The following is an 18,600-nucleotide window of genomic DNA, read 5'->3' as shown; positions in this document are numbered from 1 at the left end:
GCTATCGCACCCAGGTTGTTTTCTCCTCCACCGATCCTCGTTTTCCTTCGGGCCATTTTGAACCTGCTACTCCAACAAAAAGGAATCCCAGAAATTTGTCATTCTCGCCAAGGCCAAAAAAAGACTTTGCCTCTTCCATGTAGGTGATCCCTCCAGAGCCCCAATAACAACCAACTCCATAGGCAGCAGCCGTCAGGTACATGTTTTCGACAGCGCAGGCGACCGCTTCTACTTCCTCGATTTCACGGATTTTTCCTTTTGCATCTCTTTTCATCCCTATGCCGATAATGTAAGATGAAGTTAGTGGCTTGGTCTTAAGCCCCTCGTATTTTCCTTCGTTAAAGTTGCCCTGGGCAGTGGTTACTTTCTTGAATAATTCAGCCTGAAAGGTAGCCAGCTTTTGAATGCCGTCACCGGTGAAAACAGTAAACCGCCATGGCTCAGTAAGCCCATGAGTGGGTGCCCAATTGGCATTTTCCAGCATTTGGTGAATAACTGCTTCGTCCACCTTCTCCCCGGTAAATTGCCCTGTGTAAATTGATCTCCTGTGCTTAATGAGTCTGTTGAATTCCTCTGTATTGAACATTTTGCTGCTTTTTCCCCGTAAAGCTAGTCAACAAAAATTACCGGGAAATAATTATTCTGTAGGTAATTATTGGCTTGCCAGGAACCAGTTGATCATGAAAACGAAGGACGTATATCCCATTATTGACATCCGCAACGTCCAACAATTGCGTGTAGTTCTTTTCGTTTTTCAGTGCCATAGTTTTCAGGCTGTTTCCGTTCAGATCCATCAACTCAGCCACAACGTTTCCTTTAACCAGCTGCTCATATTTGATGGTAACGAATTTGTCAGCCGGGTTAGGATACACTTCAAGGTCCTTAAAATAGCTCAAATAGATGCCTGTTTCCTTCACCTTCGTAATAAGGAGCGACTCTTCCGTCACCAATGCTTCGAGTGAGATCCTGTTTTGCTCCAGGCCTGCTCCGCCTCCGAGCTGGAAGTCGATAAATGAAGCTGGGTCTATTGGAATGCCCGGGTACTGAATGTTGATCCGGTAGTCGCCGTCAGCCAGGTTGCTAATTTCAAACTCACCGTTTTCATCGGTCTGTATGTACACCACCAATTCATAGTCGTCTTCATTGCCCTTCGCTCTAAAACGTGACCGACTGATACTTACTCCTGCACCCTGCACCCGTTTGCGGTCCAGCACTTTGCCACTGCCGAAATCTTCATCCAAAAAACCCAACACAACGTTGTCGCCATCATCTGGTGTCAACTCTCTTGGAAGATACTCCATCGTAATGTCGGCGCCAGTAGTGTTTTCCCTCAAGTTTACGACGTCGGCAAATGCCCAGTCTATCGTCCTTTTATGATAGGTGGGAATATAAACGTTGTTGTTTTGGCTGGCATAGAGCAGATAGTCTCCTAACACAAGTTGAGAAATAAAAAACAAACCGTTGGCTCCCCCGGTATAACTACCCAGGGTGTCGTAACGCCCAGGTCTAATGCCCAGCGCAGCACCAGTGGCATTGGCAACATTGGCTCCATCTGCGTTCGTTACTCGCCCTTGCAGGCTGGCTGTCGCCCTGATCTTCTGAGTATTGCTGGCCAAAATAAGGTCAGGAACTAGTGAACTCGTAGCACGGAGTTCGTATTCTCCCATGTTGTCGTAGACCAAATCATCGATGATGAGGGTGGATGAGTTGGCTTGAGCAACCGACTCGCCTTTCCGAAACCATTGGTACTCGTTGGCTGAGCCCCCCACGGGCAAATCATTGACAAAAGTTGTATGTACTGGCTGAAGGGAGTCCAGCGCTGTTCCGAACCTCCCCTGATTAGCATAGTTAAAATTGGAGAGTCCGATGTTCGGTTCAAGGTCATCAAATTGTAAAAGGTTACCAGAAACATCGATCAACTGAATATTAGGCAACGTTGAAAGGTTGGGAAGGCTTTCCAGCCTGTTGCTCGCCAGGTTGAGCGTTTGAAGGTTGGTAAGCTGTGCAGCCGAAGCAGGTACGCCCTGTCCGATTTGGTTATTTGAAAGGTTCAGACTGGCCGCCAAAGACAACTTTCTAAGGTCAGCTGTGAGGCGGCCTGTGAGGTTATTGTCAGCCAGGTTGATGCCCACTACCCTTCCTCCCTGGACGCTGACGCCGTGCCAGGTATCTATCGGGGCAGTTAACCAATCTGTTTTGTTGATCCAGTCGTCTCCATTTGCCCTTGCATAAAGCTTTACCAAAGCGATGGAGTCGGCTTCCCTGCTGTTATTGATTTCGCTGGCCAAGGCATAAAAGTTAAAAAGTGCGTCTTCAAAACTGGTAACCGTGCCGTTATCAACCGTGCCACTGGTAGACTGCTGGCCCAGGCTTTCGTAAGTACCGCCAAGTTCATCTGATGCCACTATTGAGGCATTGTTCATCGTGCCTATGAAGCTTTCATTGATTGTCGGCAAGGTAATTTTCCCCTCAGTCATTTCGCCCGAAACAACTGTTCTCTCCCAATATCTAGCCTGTGAGATTTCGACAACCCCCAGGCCACCTTGGCCGACCGGGTGAGGTTCTTTCGCCTCCATGGCAACCACCGGAGCATTGCCTTTTACTTTTATTAGCTCAACTGGAGTGAAGGTGGAGCCAGTACCAATGGGAAAGTATTGATTGCCCTGCCCTGAAATTTGCATTTTCCCCCGGACATAACTCGACAAAGATGCGCCGGAAATACTGGCAGTACTTTTCACAACAAAGTTGGCCGATGGGTTTACATCTATCAGCCCATTCGCAAGCACAAGACCTTCAGTAATCAAAACACTGGATGAAATTTGCTTTGAGCCTCCTCCGTTAACAAACAACGAGGCTAATTGCTGCCCATTGTGAGCAAATGTTTGGCTTGTCCCTGACAAATTCACAATACCCAAACCTCCGTAGGTGCCGGAGTTACTCCAGTCGTTGTAGAGATAAAGCGTGCCATTATTAGAAATAGTACCCTGGTTGATCACATTGGCTTGCACACCCACTTTGGTGGCCACGGAAATACCAACAGTGGTGCCTGGAGTAGTGGTGAGCTGGGCAAAAATTTCTCCTCCACAAAGAGCGGCCAACAAAAAAATACTGACGAACTTATTGAACCATTTCATGCGATCTTTTTTCAATATGGCTTGTACATGTCATATTCAATCCGGGCATTGTATAACCGTGTGTTTTGGGAATTATCGTCCTTCCCGGTAAATCTCAAAAAATAGGAATACTGAGAATTGTCGATTGTTCCAAAAAAAATGGAGGTTGTAGTAAGGTTTTGAACCGAAGCCAGGGCCGTTGCGGTGAGGCTTTCAATTTGCGCCACCGAATTGTAGCTACTAGTTCCATGCTGATGTCGGACAATCTCAACTCTGACTGGGGTCGCCGCATCATCGTCCCAAATCCAAGCGGCCAATTCGGTTATCACAGCACCATCAGGCAAATTTACCGAGGCCATCGCATAACCCAGAGCGCCAGAAATTCCGTTAAAATAATGGTAGCCTGTGATGGAATTTGGGCTTGCGAATTTGGAGTCCGAACCCCCTACGGTCAGGATATCAAATACATTCGAGCTGTAGCTGGCATACTTTGTCACTGGTGCAGCAAAAGTGAAGTCATCAGCATCCAAAACTCCAGTTACATCTACGCCGCCTGCAGCCTTGGCTCGAATGCGTTCCGCACTATTGGCCCAAACTACCATGTCGTGACTTGTGTTGGTTCCTATCGCACTAAATGATGTACCTACAACACCGTACTGTGTTCCCACCGTGCCGTTATTTACGTTTAGGTAGTGACCACCTGTCGAGGGCACCGATAGGGTTAAGGGTGCTGAGCCAGCTGTAGAGGTTATTGTAGTTTCTCCACTGGTTCTGCTAATTCTTAGCCGGTTCAAGGTCCCCAGTGCGTTTGATGACGATACCTTGAACGCCTGTGCATCTGAATAATCTATTCCCATAGAAAAATCGACTCCGGAAACATTGAAATTCATCCCGGCGTCCCCCGTGCCAGTGTCGCTTATTTCTATTTTTGAAGCTGTGCCAGTACCGGTCACCTCCAGCCTCGACGATGGTGTTTCGTTACCAACTCCGACATTTCCCGCATTGTCAACTGTAAGATGGCTAATTGTCTTAGCGCTGTTGAAGACAGTGAATATGCCGTCCGGATGCGTACCTAAACCGTTGTTTACCACTTCAAGTTGTGCTGAAGGGGCGGTTGCCCCAACTCCTACGTTGCCATTGGCAGAAACATCCACCAAAGGGTTGAGATTGCTATTCCATATACTAAAAGTAGATGCTGATGTGCCGGAAACGGATCCGGTGATTTCGGTTTCGGGCGTGTAGAGACGGCTACCGGAAATCGAAACATTTCCTTGTGCCCCTGCTCCGTCTCCATATCCGCCAGCCAAGTTCAAATCACCTCCAACACTTCCGCTGGATATAGCAGCTGTACCAGCATATACAAACAAGTTCTTTCCCACCCCGCTTGAAGTCTGACTAAGTGAAATAAGCCTATCGGCATCGCCATCAAACAAAATGTCCTGCCCAATTGGATCATCAATCCCCGTGGCGCCGAGGTTTATCCACGTGGCTCCGTCGTACCCCTCAAAAGCACCATTGTACCTTATCATGCCTGAAGTAGGTGTTCCAAATACGTCTCCCACTTCAACAGCTCCGCTAAATGCGGCGTCACGGGAGTTACTAATTACCAAAGCGTTATCTATTGAACCAGCCAACAGGCCATCGGTTCCAACCGTCTGGCTGGTTCCCACCATAAACTGAATTTGGCCAGCGTTCTGGAAAATCAAACTGCCAGGTCCGGTCTTCGTATATTTAATAGCCGCTCCTTCACCGTATAAATTTTCTCCTATAAACTCCCCCTCGATGGTTCCTCCATCATCAAAATGAAAAAGGTGGAAATCGTCATTGATTTGCAAGTCGCTAAGCGGTGTGCTTTGTCCAATACCCACCTTTGTGCCGACAGTTCCTAAGGTCAGCGAGTTATCCTGACTAACTACTGCGTTTGCCCCGATGGCAGTTGCGTTTGTAAGACCATCCACGCCAACATCGGCGTTATCCCCGATCAGAGTGTTGAAATCACCAGTAGTATTGGTTCCCCCATCACCCCCAATGAAGACATTGTGAGCTCCAGTTGTGTTAGTCAACCCAGCATTGGATCCCACGAAGGTATTTCCGTTGCCAGAGGTTGCCTGACCGGCATTTGCACCCAAAAATGTGTTATCCGTTCCTGCCGACCCACCCTGTGCAGCCGTTTTTCCACCACCTGCACCAAGTGAAACCACATTATCGGTAGCATTAACCTCCATGTCATTGATGGCGTTGGCATCGAGCCCCGTGATCGCAGCACCATCTCCAACAAAACTGGTTGCGGTGATGTTGTTGGCTGCAAAGTTGCCTGAGCCGTCCCTGGCCACTATGGTTCCTGATGTGTTTAGGGCAGTTGCAGCATTGGCAGCATTGGCCCCCAACGCCACATTGGCTGCTGTCACACCCCCCACCTGCCCCACGACGGTAGCTCCCTGAGTGCCTGACACGTCACCAGCGAGGGAGCCCGTAAAACCAGTGGCGGTAACATTTGTGAGTTGTGAACCGTCAACGGCCGGCAAACCGGTCGCATCGAGCTGCACCACATTACCGGGGGATACCCCCACGTTGAGTCCAGCCGCCGTGCCGAGCCCTGTAATAACGGCTGTGCTAATACTATTGATGTCATCGTCAGTGATGGTATTATCGGCTATTTTTCCACCTGTGCCGCCGCTGACGGCACCATTTGATATGATGGTTGTTCCCTGGCCACCCGCCACGTCGCCAGCCAGTGCCCCTGTAAAATTGACTGCTGTTACATTGGTCAACTGCGAGCCTTCAACAGCTGGCAATTTGGCACCTCCGTCAAGCTGCACCACATTATTAGCAGCAGCACCTACATTCAGGGCGGCGGCTGTGCCCAGGCCAGAGATTTGAGCCGCCGACATATTTACCAGCGCTGACCCATCAAGCGCAGGAAGCATGCCGTCTGATGGTAGCTGAACCAGGTCGTTTGTAGTGACCCCTGCATCAAGCGTGGCGGCTGTGCCAAGGCCTGTCACTTTGCCCACGGCAACATCGGCAATATCGGCATCCGCAATGGAGCCATCAGCTATTTTTACGCCAGTAACTGCATTATTTGCAAGCTTTGCAGTGGTCACATTACCATCTGCCAGATCGATTGTGATGACTGAGCCATCAACAATTTTATCACTGCTTATTGCGTCAATGGCGATTTTCGCTCCGGTGACGTTACCATCTGCTATTTTTCCATTAGTGACTGCGTTTGCCGCCAATTCCGTGGCGCCAATAGTGCCAGCTCCAATTACCTGAACAATGCCAGTCAGATTAGACCCGTCTACGGCAGGCAAAGCACCACCACCATCCAGTTGAACTATTTGATTTGCCCCTGTGCCAACGTTAAGTGTCGCCGCAGTTCCCAGGCCTATTATCTTTCCCGCATCAACATCACTGATATCTACGTCAGAGATGGCCCCGTCCACAATCTCGGCACTACCTACGGTATTCGGCCCAGGTGTGGCGGGAATGTTCGTTAAACCGCTTCCATCGCCCGAAAAGGAGCTCGCCGTCACTGATCCTGTGGTCGAAATGTTCTGTGCACCAAAATCTGGGGTAACCTTGGTACCAGCAATTGCTGCGGCAGCGTTGACGTCCGCATCTGCAATCGATCCATCAATAACTTCCGGGCTGCCTACTGTATTTGGCCCCGGAGTCGCTGGTATATTGGTCAACCCGCTTCCATCACCGGAAAAAGATGCGCCGGTTACTGTGCCTGTGGTTAAGACATTTTGGGCGCCAAAGTTTGGGTTAACCTTTGTTCCTGCTATGGCGGCCGTCGCACTTATGTCTGCGCCAACAATTGATCCATCTATTATCTCAGGGCTGCCAATGCTGTTAGGGCCAGTGGTGATTGACAGTATCTCCACCTGTAGTTCTTCGAGCGCTGCCTGGGTATTGGTGGCCAATAGGTTTGCATTGGGAATGACCGTCTGATTAGACGCCGAATCCAGGGCAAATTTCCAAAGACTTCCATTCCAAACGAGGCTAAAACCCGTTGATGGTGCGATGCTGTCCAGCGGCAGTCCTTTGAGCCCTGAAACCACCAGAGAATCGAACCTCCCCAACACATCACCGGCAGATGCTGTGGTGATCGTCACGTCATCTGTCGCATCAATATCTCCTGAGTTGGTAATTTCCTGACCGACAATTGAAATACCGTCACCAGCTACAAACTGAGAGAGTCCAATTGCGTTCCAGCCAGCGTTGTACCAAACATACAATGTCCCATCATCGCTATCGAAAACCAACATGCCATTGTCGGTAGCCGTCAGATTGGCTGCGAAGGCGGTTCGCTCAGCGGCGGTTAGCCGGGGAGCAAGAAAGCCTTGATTTCCATTAATAGCAATTAACTCGAGGACAGCATTTTGATTTGGCGTTTCGGTGCCAATGCCAACTGAGTTTTGAGCATACAAGTTCTGAACAGCACATACCAGTGCAATTGAGAACACCAAAATTTTAAATTTCATGTTCGATTAGATCGGTTGAGCCCATATACGGCTCAAGAAAATACAATAGTTACAGAAAAGGCCCGCAAACTGGGCTATAGGCAGCACCCCAATATAATAATTTATCAATAAAAAATATCACTTAAACTGCCTAAGTGGTAAAATGGGCATTGGCCTCCTTGCTCAGCTATCTGCTTATAATTATTCTTAATGAAATAATACCAGCCCCATTTTCTGATACATCGTAAAATCGCAGTATATAAATTCCTGCTCTTACGCTATCAACATCAAGAAGAACCTGCCCATTAGAGCCCTGCTCAAGACTAGCGCTTCTTATCGTCTGTCCCGTCAAGTCCATCAGGTCGGCTACTACGTCACTCCTCACCAATTTCTCATAACGGATTGTCAAGAATTTATCCGCTGGGTTCGGATACACTTTCAGCCCTTTGAAGTAATTGAGATAGATGCCTGTTTCTTCAACTTTCGTCACCACAATAGATTCTGGGTTGGCAAATGCATTTACCTTGATACTGTTTTGTTCAACTCCACTACCTCCTCCGAGTTGAAAATCAATAAAGGATGCAGGATCCATAGGAATACCCGGATATTGAATGTTGAGCCGGTAATCTCCGTCGGGCAAATTGTTCATTTCAAATTCACCATTTACGTCGGTTTGCACATAGGCAATTAACTCGTAGTCCTCGTCATTATCCTTCGCCCTAAATCGTGAACGACTCACACTTACTCCCGCTCCTTTCACTCTCTTTCTGTCAAATACCCTCCCGTCAGCATCTCCAAAATCTGACTCAAACAACCCGCTGAATGTATTGTCGCCGTCTGCCGGGGTCAATACAGGCAAAACACCCTTCATCGTAAGCACCAGTTCACCAACATTGCCACGGAGCTGAAGAAGATCGGCAAAGGCCCAATCGATGGTACTTTTGTAAAAGCTTGGTAAAAAGGCCTCTATATCCTGCTCAGCATAAAGCAGATAGTCCCCCAGAACAACATCTTCGATGAAAAATGTGCCGTTTGGCTCGCTTCTAAAGTGCCCTGTGGTATCGTAGGCACCTGACTTGACTATAAGTAGTGCGCCAAGAGCATCACTTATCGGAAGTTCGCTTTTGTCTGTTATCCTACCCGAAAGGCTGGCTGTAGCTAAAACTCGTTGCACCCTACTTTTGATAGTCAGGCCAGCTACCTTAGAATTGGTCACTTCCAGTTGGTAGTCGCCCATCTTATTGAAGTCTATTCCAGCAATAGTGTACTCTGCCACATTTCCTCCCTCTACCTCCACACCACCCCTGAACCACTGATAACTATTAGCAGTGCCACCAATCGATACGCCAAGAATGTAATCAGCACCCACCGGCACCAGCTCTTCCAACATTACTCCCGCCAATTTTTGTGGACTATATACCAGGCTGGAAATGTTGATGTTTGGCTCGAGGTCATCAAACTGTAGCCTGTTGTCCGAGACATTAAGTAGGGTAAGCTGTATGATATTTGCCAGAACAGGGAGGCTGGTGATTTCATTTACCGATAAATCGATGCTCGTTAGCTTCCTCATATCGCCCAGGAATCCCGGCAAGTCACCTGAAAGGTTGTTTGCCGCTAAGTCAATCCCGCTTACTCTATCGCTGGTAACTGTTATACCAAACCAGGATGATAAATCGGCCGTGTTCCATCCCGAATTATTTATCCAGTTGTCCCCACTGGTTGAGTTATACAGCTCCTCCAACAATAACCTGTCACGCTCGAGAGAGCTCACCCTGAGTGCTACAGGCATAGTTGTTAACGTCAGCCCCGGAACGATACTACTGGTAACTTCTACATAGTAGTTGCCCTCGTCGGCAAATGTTGGAAAATCGATTGTATGATTGACCCCGGCAGCATCCCCGATTGAGATTTCATTTTTAAACCACTGATAATTGTTTGCGCTGCCGCCGACCTGGCGATCCAAGGTCAGGCTTTCCCCTCTCTCCTGAAGCGTATCAACCTGGGTAAGAAGTGGAGCCTGTGGCGAAAACGTGAAAGAGGCTAGCCCTATATTGGGTTCCAGTGAGGCAAAATCAAGAACATTACCAGCAACGTTGGTGGTAGAAAGTGTCAGTGATTTCAGGTTGGGTAAACCGGTAATCTGATTATTGCTGACATTGAGGGTTCTCAATGAATCAAGCACAAGAATATCATCGGGCACGGCTCCTCTGAGGCTGTTTGCAGACAAATCAATGCCTGTTATCCTTGACAGGGATGCCGTTACTCCAAACCAGTTCTCAATTTTCTGGCCAGGTGCAAGCCAATTAGTATTATTGACCCAATTAGCTCCGTCAAGAGATTCATATAGGCGTACAAGAGCCAGGGAATCAGATGCGATGACTCCATCCTTGATTTTCCGGATTTCAAGCACACTGCTATTTTCTGCGAGATTTCCTGCCAAGTCCGTCACACTTGTCGGCTGAAGATTTACCTCCAACAACGCAATGTCTGCGTTGACCAACAAGATAAGCTGATAATTTGAGGCGTTGATTTGGGCAATTGTATCCACGACACCATTGAGCACCTCAAAATCCTGGCTTGTCAGATTGGTGACTGCTTCTGAAAATTGGACGTCAACAGATATGACACCTGTTATTGCTGGCTGCGGCAGGCTGTGAATCAAAGTGGCTGTAGGGGGCACAATGTCTTTGAGCCCTTCGGTGCCAATTGTATCGCCCCGATTGCCAAGACTATCCGTTAAAACAACTTTAACGCTGATAATACCGTCGGCCAAGCTGGCCAAATCTATTTCGGTAAGGCGCTCTGGGTCGGAGGAAATAGTGCTACTGCCGCTTATTGTCAGGGCACTGCCGTCCGCCTCGCTATTTATGAAATAGTCAAAAGACGCTCCTATTTCCCCATTTAATATATCGAACGTTAATAACTGTGAATCAAGATTCACGGGCCCGCTTTGCACAATCACCGTGTCAGCAGTGGCTGGAATATTGTCGATGCTATATACCTCACCAGTGAAGGGGATGCTGATAACGGCTGGCAAAATTCCTGTGTTGTTGGTGAAATCCAGCCCCAGCGTGCCCCCGGCTGCGCCAAATTCTGCTGCAACCAGCCAGTTGGCCCCATCCACATCTGATACTGTTGTTAAGACTGGACTAGTTACGCCGGATTCGACAAGCGAGAAATTTGCTTCGGAAACCCCGGTCACCGGCTGGTCGAAGGCGACAGTCCAGCTAACTGCCGAAAGGTTATTTGGGTTGGCATCATTTTGCGTAATAGAAAGTACCGACGCTGGAGATGTAATGGTGATAGGCTCACTTATGAGGGTCAACGCCACAACCACAGTGTTGGTTACCCGCAATCTATATACACCGAGATCCAGCGCACCAAAACTTGCTATTTCGTACGTGTCAGTTGTGGCACCGACAATGTCCTCCCCGTCCTTCTCCCACTGGTATTCGTTGTTTATTCCGCCGACTGCAAAAGCCAATGTTTGATTATCTCCAGCATTTAGGCCGATTGTTTGGGTCAGCCCGAATGGCCTCTGCCCTGCATTGACGGTGATAATGCCTACGTTTGGCTCTAAATCTTCAAAGGTGAATCGATTATTGCTCACATCAAACGAGGAGAGCAAGCCGAGTGAGCTCATGTCGGGCAAGTGGGTCAGTTCGTTGTTGCTGATATTAAAACTGGTCAGCGCCTGCAAATTCACTATCTGCCCAGGGACACTATCTGTCAGAAAGTTACCAGACAGATCGATACTGGCTGCTTCAGATAAGTAGGCCAATTCATAGGGGAAACCGCCCTCCAAATTATTACTGCTCAAGCTCAACGCTTGCACCCTGCCTCCCAATGTGTCTATCCCGTACCAGGTGTTGAGATCCACATTGTACCAATTGGCGCTATTTACCCAACGTCCGCCAGCCGTTTTCCTGTAAATAGAATCAAGGGCCACGCTGTCTATCATAAGAGAAAAGCTTAACAGCTCGAAGGCCGTAGAATTTGTTAGGCTCCACGCCCCATTTCCATCTTTTACCCTCGCTAAGAGATTGTGGCTGCCACTACTTAACGAATTGACCGCAATAGGTATGCCGACGTTTTCATCAATGGGATTTTGGGGAGAGGCCACAACCACCTGGGTGGCCTGCCCCACACCGGGGTCTGTATCTATAGCGTATTCAACAGTAGTAATCAGCCTTGCCCCGTCTCTAAAAAAGGGCCTTGATTCAATATGGCTCCACTGTCCCCTATCATCCAGAGCCCTGATATGAAGCGTATGCATCCCGGGAGAAAGCGATCCAATGGGTATGGGAACAGCAGCATCAACCTGGGTTCCCGGAGAAATAGCCAACGCCAACCCATTTCCAAACCCTGGATCCACGTCGAAAAAGTATTCCAACGAGGTAATGGTATTTTGGCCCTCAACACTCGAAGTGGAGATAAAAAATGGCTTGCGCTCTATCGCACTCCACTGGCCGGGGGCATCACGCACTCTGAAATAGACCGTGTGAAAGCCAGCACTTAACGAAGCCGTTGGAATCTGCTCTAGTAAGTCTACGTCTGTGGATGGAGTAACTGCTACAGAAACACCATTGCCCTGTCCGGGATCAACATCTATAAAGTACTCAACAACATCAATGTCATTTCGAACCTCGGTGGTAGACTGGCTGATGAAAAATGGCCGATGCTCGGCCGCACTCCACTGACCAGATGCGTCCTGCACTCTGAAATAGATGCTATGAAAGCCGGAGCTAAGGGACGCCGTGGGGATCAGCTCAAAAACATCGACATCAGTAGACGGCGTCACCGCCACCGGCGTCCCATTACCTTGGCCAGGATCAGTGTCAAGGTAATACTCCATACTTACTATGTTGTTGCGAGTTTCGGTTGTGGATTGACTGATAAAAAATGCTCTTCTTTCAAAATGACTCCATACGTTGTTCTCATCCATTGAGCGAACGTACAAGGTGTGCATGCCTGTTGTAAGCGAGCCAGTGGGCACGGTGAAGTTAAAATCCACCTGAGTGCCAAGTGTGAAGACAATGCTGGTACCTCCCCCAAAACCTGGATCGGTATCCACATAGTATTCCATGGCCGCTATTTGCGGCGCTTGTGCCAGCCCAAATTGCGCACAGCACATCAACCCCAGAAAGGAAAGAAGCCTTTTCATCCTTTTTTTAGATGAGCTGTACTAGTTTCCTTTGGCCTGGATGTGCACATTCAGGTCATTGCCTTCAATCACCATAGAAGGAACGTCGAGCACTTGAATGGTGGGTATTAATGTGCCTTCCAAATTAAAAGGGATTGGGCCTCCATACACGCCCATATCGGTGCCACTGGTGCCTGAGCCAAGAGCAGGTGAGCCCGTATCCAGGGTAGGGTCAAACGTTGAAAGAGAGGGAACCCCGGTTCCAAATGACACATTAACAAAAAGAGGATTCTGACCGGTAATATTATTGACGCTTGTGTTGCCGCCTGTAGTGAGAAACCCTTGAGTAGGCTTGCTGGTAAAACTCAAGTTGTTTTCAAAAGTGTTGTTGGAAAGTACCAACTTTCCCCTTGGGCCAATGCCGTAAAAAATGTTGTTTTTCACTATGCTGTTTCTAAGCTCTTCGAAAGCAAACCACCCACCAGAAACCACGTCCGTGTGTATGAACAAATTGTTTTCTATGGTACTGAAATCTGTCGTCAGAGTTCCTTGTGATGCGTTACAACAATCAGCGAGAGCACTTGAACCATAAATGACATTGTTTGCAATAACCACGTTGGAAACATACCCAACCAAAAAATCTATTGTTTCCTCGGTTGAAGCGCCAATTCCATTGCCTAGCAAATTATTTCTAATTATGATGTTGTTGAGTGTAGTTGTGCTTCCTTCATGCTGAATTCTTAGTATCTGGCTGTTTTCGATGAGCAAATTATTAAGTGCGCCGGCGATGCCGCCAAGGGTAAGTGAGGTTGAAATAACCATTCCCGATATCCGGGTGCCGCTTGCTACCGGATCGGCTATCTCGACCGTGGTTACGTAGGATCTGCTGGAGCCATCAGTGTCCGGGAAAAGCCCAATTCCAAAAATGTTAAGCCGCTTGTCAACAATGATTGCTCCATAACTGGTAGAGCTCCGTATTACGTGAATAATGTCATCATCCACTGCCGCCGCAATGGCGTCCTGTAAAGCCGTTGCTCCAACAAAAACGGAACCAGCAACAGCGACTGCCCCTGGGTTTCTATCGGCTGTTAAAATATTTTGCGTAGTTCCGTAGTGCGTCACAAGCATTGCCAAAAGAAAGGCAAGCCTATTTTTTTGATTAAAAAATGTTTTCATGATCCTGAGAGTTAGTTAAACATTTGAGCTGATGATCAACCTTTCGGCCTTTCACAACTACAAGTTCGACCCTTAGGTACCGGCATGCTAACAGCCATGTAACACGGACTCACACAGGTGTAACATATTGCCTAAAAAATCTCAGGAGTTCCTAGTTGCTTGATTTTTCCTCAAGTTCCGAGGGCAGCAGACCATACTCTTCTTTGAAGCATTTCGAAAAATAAGAAAGGTTATTGAAGCCCACCTCAAAGGCAATTTCTGTCACGGTGGCGCTCCTCTGCCCGATGAGCTGGTGAGCTCGCTTCAATCGGATAGATCTGATGAACTCGCTGGGCGATTGGTCAGTAAGTGCCTTCAATTTACGGTGGAGGTGCATCCGGCTCATGGCCATTTCGTCACTCAGCCATTCAACGTTTAATTCGGAATCTGCCAAATGATTCTCCACTAACGTCACCGCCTTTTTAATGAAAGCTTCGTCCATCGACATGGCTTCTGCTGAACTCGGCTCCAACAAGACCTGTTGGCGAATTCTTTCCCTCAGCTTCTGCCTGATACTAATTAGGTTGTCAATCCGCACGGCCAGCTCCTTCCCGTCAAATGGCTTGGTTAAATAGTCGTCAGCTCCTGTTACTAGCCCTTCAATTTTATCTTTACTGTCGGCCCGGGCGGTCAAAAGCACAACGGGAATATGTGAAGTGCCAACATGTTCCTTCAATTTCTTCGTCAACGTATACCCATCCATGACTGGCATCATTACATCGCTGATGATTAAATCGGGTACCTGTTCTCTGGACATAGCAAACCCCTCTTCTCCGTCGCCTGCTTCAATAATTCTAAACTGTCGCTCGAGTTGACTTTTGATATAGGCTCTCACATCCGGGTTGTCTTCAACTACCAGCACGACGAGGCGGTCATCGTCAGCCACTATGCTCTTTTCAGTCAAAACTTTGGCTTTGACTGGCTTCGTGGCAACATCGATGGTCACTTTTTCCGTCGCAATTTCGCCTGCCCCGAAATGAGCGCTTCCTTTAAGCAGCGTCACCGTAAAGACTGTACCCTTGTCTCTTGCGCTTTTCACACTAATTGACCCATGATGAAGTTCAACAAGCTCCCGGGTCAGGGCCAACCCGATCCCAGAACCCTCCTGAAATCTTGTTGTTGAGCTATCTACCTGATAAAACCTTTCAAAAATATTTGTCAGTTGATCTTCCTGAATTCCTATGCCTGAATCAGCCACATCAATTTCGACGGATTCTTGTAAGTCTCTTATGGTCAAACTGATGGTTCCACCGTCTTCTGTGAACTTAATTGCGTTAGCGATGAGATTAAAAAAGACCTTTTCAATTTTATCGGTATCAAAAAAAATGTCCAGAGAATCTACCTCCGAGTAAATAGAGAGCTTTAATCCTCTGTTCTCCGCCAGCGATTCAAATGATCGGGTCAACCCTTTCACAAACGATACAAAATCATGTTTTCCAGCCTCTATCTTCAGCGAGCCAGTTTCCAGCTTCGAAAGATCCAAAAGCTGGTTGATCAAGCGCAAAAGCCGATCTGCGTTCGACTTCATCATGCTTAGCAAGCTACTCGGCATCACTGCATCCTTTCCATCCGCTCGGTCGTTTAGCGGCCCCAGTATCAGAGTGAGCGGGGTTCTAAATTCATGCGAAATATTAGCAAAGAAGTTAGATTTTACTTTGTCCATTTCCTGAAGTTGGTTGGCTTGCACCTCAAGCTGTGCATTCTTTTGCTCGATTTCTTGTGTGCGCTGTGCAACCAGACGCTCAAGCACTAATTTTTCCTCCTTAAGTTGTTTGGAGCGCCAACGAATAACCCCTTGGATCGTTCCCACAAACAACACGAGATAAATGATAAATGCCCACCAGGTGCGGTACCACGGTGGAAGAATCAAAAAAGTATAGGAGTCTGTCTTGCCCTGTACACCATAAATGTTTCTCCCTCGTACATAAAAAGAATAAGTCCCCTCAGATAGGTTTGTAAAGTCTTTTTGTGTCTCCGTTGTCCATGCCGACCAGTCTTCATCATAACCCTCCAGCTTTGTCTGGTATTCGTTCTTTTCAGCGAAATTGAAGCTAGTTGCCGCAAATTGAAACCGTATGAAGTTGTTCGGAAACTCCAATTCGGGAACCATCATTGTGTGTTCAGCCTGGTTACCTCCAAAAATCAAGGAATCATTTTTGCTGATAACCTTCCTTATGAGTGTATTGAATGGTCTGTTATAGTCAATTTCGACGCTATTGTCATGCCTCAGTAAAAGATCGTTGCCGCCCAGCCATGTAATACCATTTGGCTCAGAATAAATATAAAAAAGGTTGATGTCTTCCAATCCAGCAAAGGCGCTATTCACCCAGGCGTACTTTCCACCTTCCACTTTTTTTGCATAGCCAGTATCCCGAACCTTCTTATCACGATTATATAGGTGTATCCAAGCTCTACCATCAGCCCCTTCCTCAAAGCTATAGGCGGCATGAGAACCGTTGGCCAGCATGTCTCCAAAAGTAGAATCAGGTCGAAATTTATTCAGCCCACTATCAAACTGAAAAATACCTCGGTGGGTGACAATGACTTTACCTCCACCGAATGGATAAACGAAATTTTCAACCATGGAGGGAAGGCCTCCCAGCGTATCATACAGCGCTGCCTCTTGAATCTCAAGTGGGGAATTTGGATCCGTTTTCAGTCGATAAATACCACGATGAAAGGTGCTTAGCCAAAGAACACTATCCTCGACCAACATACGGCGGATTTCCCCTCCAACTTCAGGTAACTTACCCAGGTTCTCCCATTTTCCTCTCCTCACTTCGAACACCGCTACGCCATCCGTGGTGCCGCCATAAACAATGCCTGGGTTTTGCGGGGACTGATAAAGTTGCCGATACCCCTGAGGGGCTCCTGGTACCTGCTCGAAGCCACTTTTAGTCAATACCTTAAGGCCAAAGTCGGTGGCAACTACTAATGAACTATCGATCGCTAAAAAAGACCAGGCACTATTGGCCCCCTCAACGCCCTTGAACATTAAACCATCCTGATCTCGCCGCAGTCTTGAGACTTCATGGCCCGTTGCCACATAGAGTTCATCATCATACCTAATAATGGAATTCACAATGCCACGAACACCATTTTTTCGGTCAAAACGAGCAATTGGAGAGGCAATGTCAACCTTACTTATTCCGTTGTCGAGCGCCAGCCATACGGCACCACCACTATCAACAAATGCAGCGTGAACTGCGTCATTTTGAAGCCCATTCCCAGAATTAAGTCTGTATTTTAACTCACCGCCGCCCGTAATTACTACGGCTCCCCCCAGTATGGTGCTTAGCATAAAGCTTCCATCATCAAGCCTAATGCCATGATAAAGGAGGCTTTCCTTAAGAAAAGTGTCTACTTCAGTGGGAAACGCTGAAAATTCTGTCCCGTCGAAGTGGTAAAGACCATCATTTGCTGTCCCAATGACCAGGCCACTGCCAGCCTTATCCTCCAGCATGAAATAGAATCGCTTGCCCTTCAGTTTCTCACTCCCTGGTACAACCTGCAAAGAGTCTGCGACAAGCTTCAGAAGACCGACATTTCGCTGCTGCACATAGAAATCATTGTTTACAAAAAATGAAATGCCAAATGTGTTTTCGCCTGATTGCCAGGCCTTCATTTCCGATCCATTCCATCGGAAAATGTGACTGTACCCCCCAAAATAAACCCCTTCGGGAGTCGAGAAGGCTCTTCTCATGTTTCGAAAGCCCTTATTTTCCTCCCCCACTTTGGACTTGAGGGACACAAACTGCATTTGCCCGATTGAATCCGGTGCCAGGTAGCCAATTTCATCGTACCCTCCAACAAAAATTCTGTTGCTGTCGTCTTTTGCCAAAGAGAAAAACAGACCAGTCTTTGATTCGATCACCCTCCACCTCACTCCATCATATTCCAGAATTCCATTAGTGTTGGCGAAGTAGAGCACTCCGTTTTCGTCCTGAATCGTGGCCCAGTTTTGAGCGTGCCCTTCTGTTTCTTTGTGGCTAAAGTTCGTTGTTAGTGGGATTCCTATCTCACTGCGGCCTTGGCTAAATAGGTTTTGCCAGCTAAAAAAAATGATGAGTACCATGAGACCTCTGAAAGCAAGTTTCATATGATCGAAGGTTAGGCTGTAGGTGCAAATTGTAGACGGAGCGACTATAAAAGCTTAGAAATTAAGGCATAATCTGTTGAAATACAATTATTTGCTAACACCTCTTTTTACGTGCCAATCAGAGTGGCAGGCTATTTCTTCACGATCAACCTGAATGAGGCTATCTCTACTCCATTCATATCCTTGTCAAAAAACCTCAGTATATAAAGGCCGTTTTTGACATCCGTCAAATCCAATACCGTCTGCCGGTTGGTTCCCTGCCGCACCTCTTCCGACATTACCGCCCGACCGGTCAAATCCATGAGCTCGGCTTCAACCCTTCCCTTCACAAGCTTCTCATACCTTATCGTGATATAGTCGGCAGCCGGGTTAGGGTACACCGTCAGGCCTTTGAAGTAATCCAGATAGATACCCGTCTCTTCCACCTTGGTCACCACAATGCTGGTAGGAGTAGCCAACGCATTGATACGGATGCTGTTCTGCTCAACACCTGTGCCGCCCCCCAACTGGAAGTCCACAAATGAGGTCGGATCCATCGGGATGCCCGGATACTGTATGTTG

The 18,600-nt window shown here is 47.7% G+C and carries 7 protein-coding genes; all 7 read right to left on the bottom strand.

Going from position 1 to position 18,600, the window contains the following annotated elements; all coding sequences use genetic code 11:
* Position 1 precedes the first annotated feature (1 nt).
* Complete coding sequence (locus RIF36_RS18405; protein WP_350129655.1) at positions 2-586, bottom strand: nitroreductase family protein; 585 nt, start codon at positions 584-586, stop codon at positions 2-4.
* A 37-nt stretch (positions 587-623) separates the two neighbouring features.
* A complete protein-coding gene (locus RIF36_RS18400) occupies positions 624-3,134 on the bottom strand; it encodes a T9SS type A sorting domain-containing protein (protein ID WP_350129652.1) in 2,511 nt (836 codons plus the stop codon).
* 11 nt (positions 3,135-3,145) lie between these two features.
* Positions 3,146-7,603 carry a beta strand repeat-containing protein gene (locus tag RIF36_RS18395; protein WP_350129649.1) on the bottom strand — a complete coding sequence of 1,486 codons (4,458 nt, stop codon included), beginning with the start codon at positions 7,601-7,603 and terminating at the stop codon, positions 3,146-3,148.
* 166 nt (positions 7,604-7,769) lie between these two features.
* Entirely contained in the window at positions 7,770-12,746 is a 4,977-nt protein-coding gene (locus RIF36_RS18390) for a T9SS type A sorting domain-containing protein (protein ID WP_350129646.1), read from the bottom strand.
* 21 nt (positions 12,747-12,767) lie between these two features.
* Positions 12,768-13,901, bottom strand: coding sequence for a hypothetical protein (locus tag RIF36_RS18385; protein ID WP_350078873.1), 1,134 nt, complete (start codon positions 13,899-13,901; stop codon positions 12,768-12,770).
* Between the two features lie 151 nt (positions 13,902-14,052).
* The gene (locus RIF36_RS18380) at positions 14,053-18,039 is read right to left on the bottom strand and encodes an ATP-binding protein (protein ID WP_350078875.1); all 3,987 of its coding nucleotides are present in this window, start codon (positions 18,037-18,039) and stop codon (positions 14,053-14,055) included.
* Between the two features lie 131 nt (positions 18,040-18,170).
* Positions 18,171-18,600, bottom strand: a 430-nt coding sequence (locus tag RIF36_RS18375) for a T9SS type A sorting domain-containing protein (protein ID WP_350129643.1), incomplete at its 5' end; no start/stop codon positions are given.

The organism is Imperialibacter sp. (assembly GCF_040222815.1).
GTDB lineage: Bacteria > Bacteroidota > Bacteroidia > Cytophagales > Cyclobacteriaceae > Imperialibacter.
The sequence above is the reverse complement of the archived record's forward strand: the minus strand, read 5'-3'. Positions and strand labels throughout refer to the sequence as shown.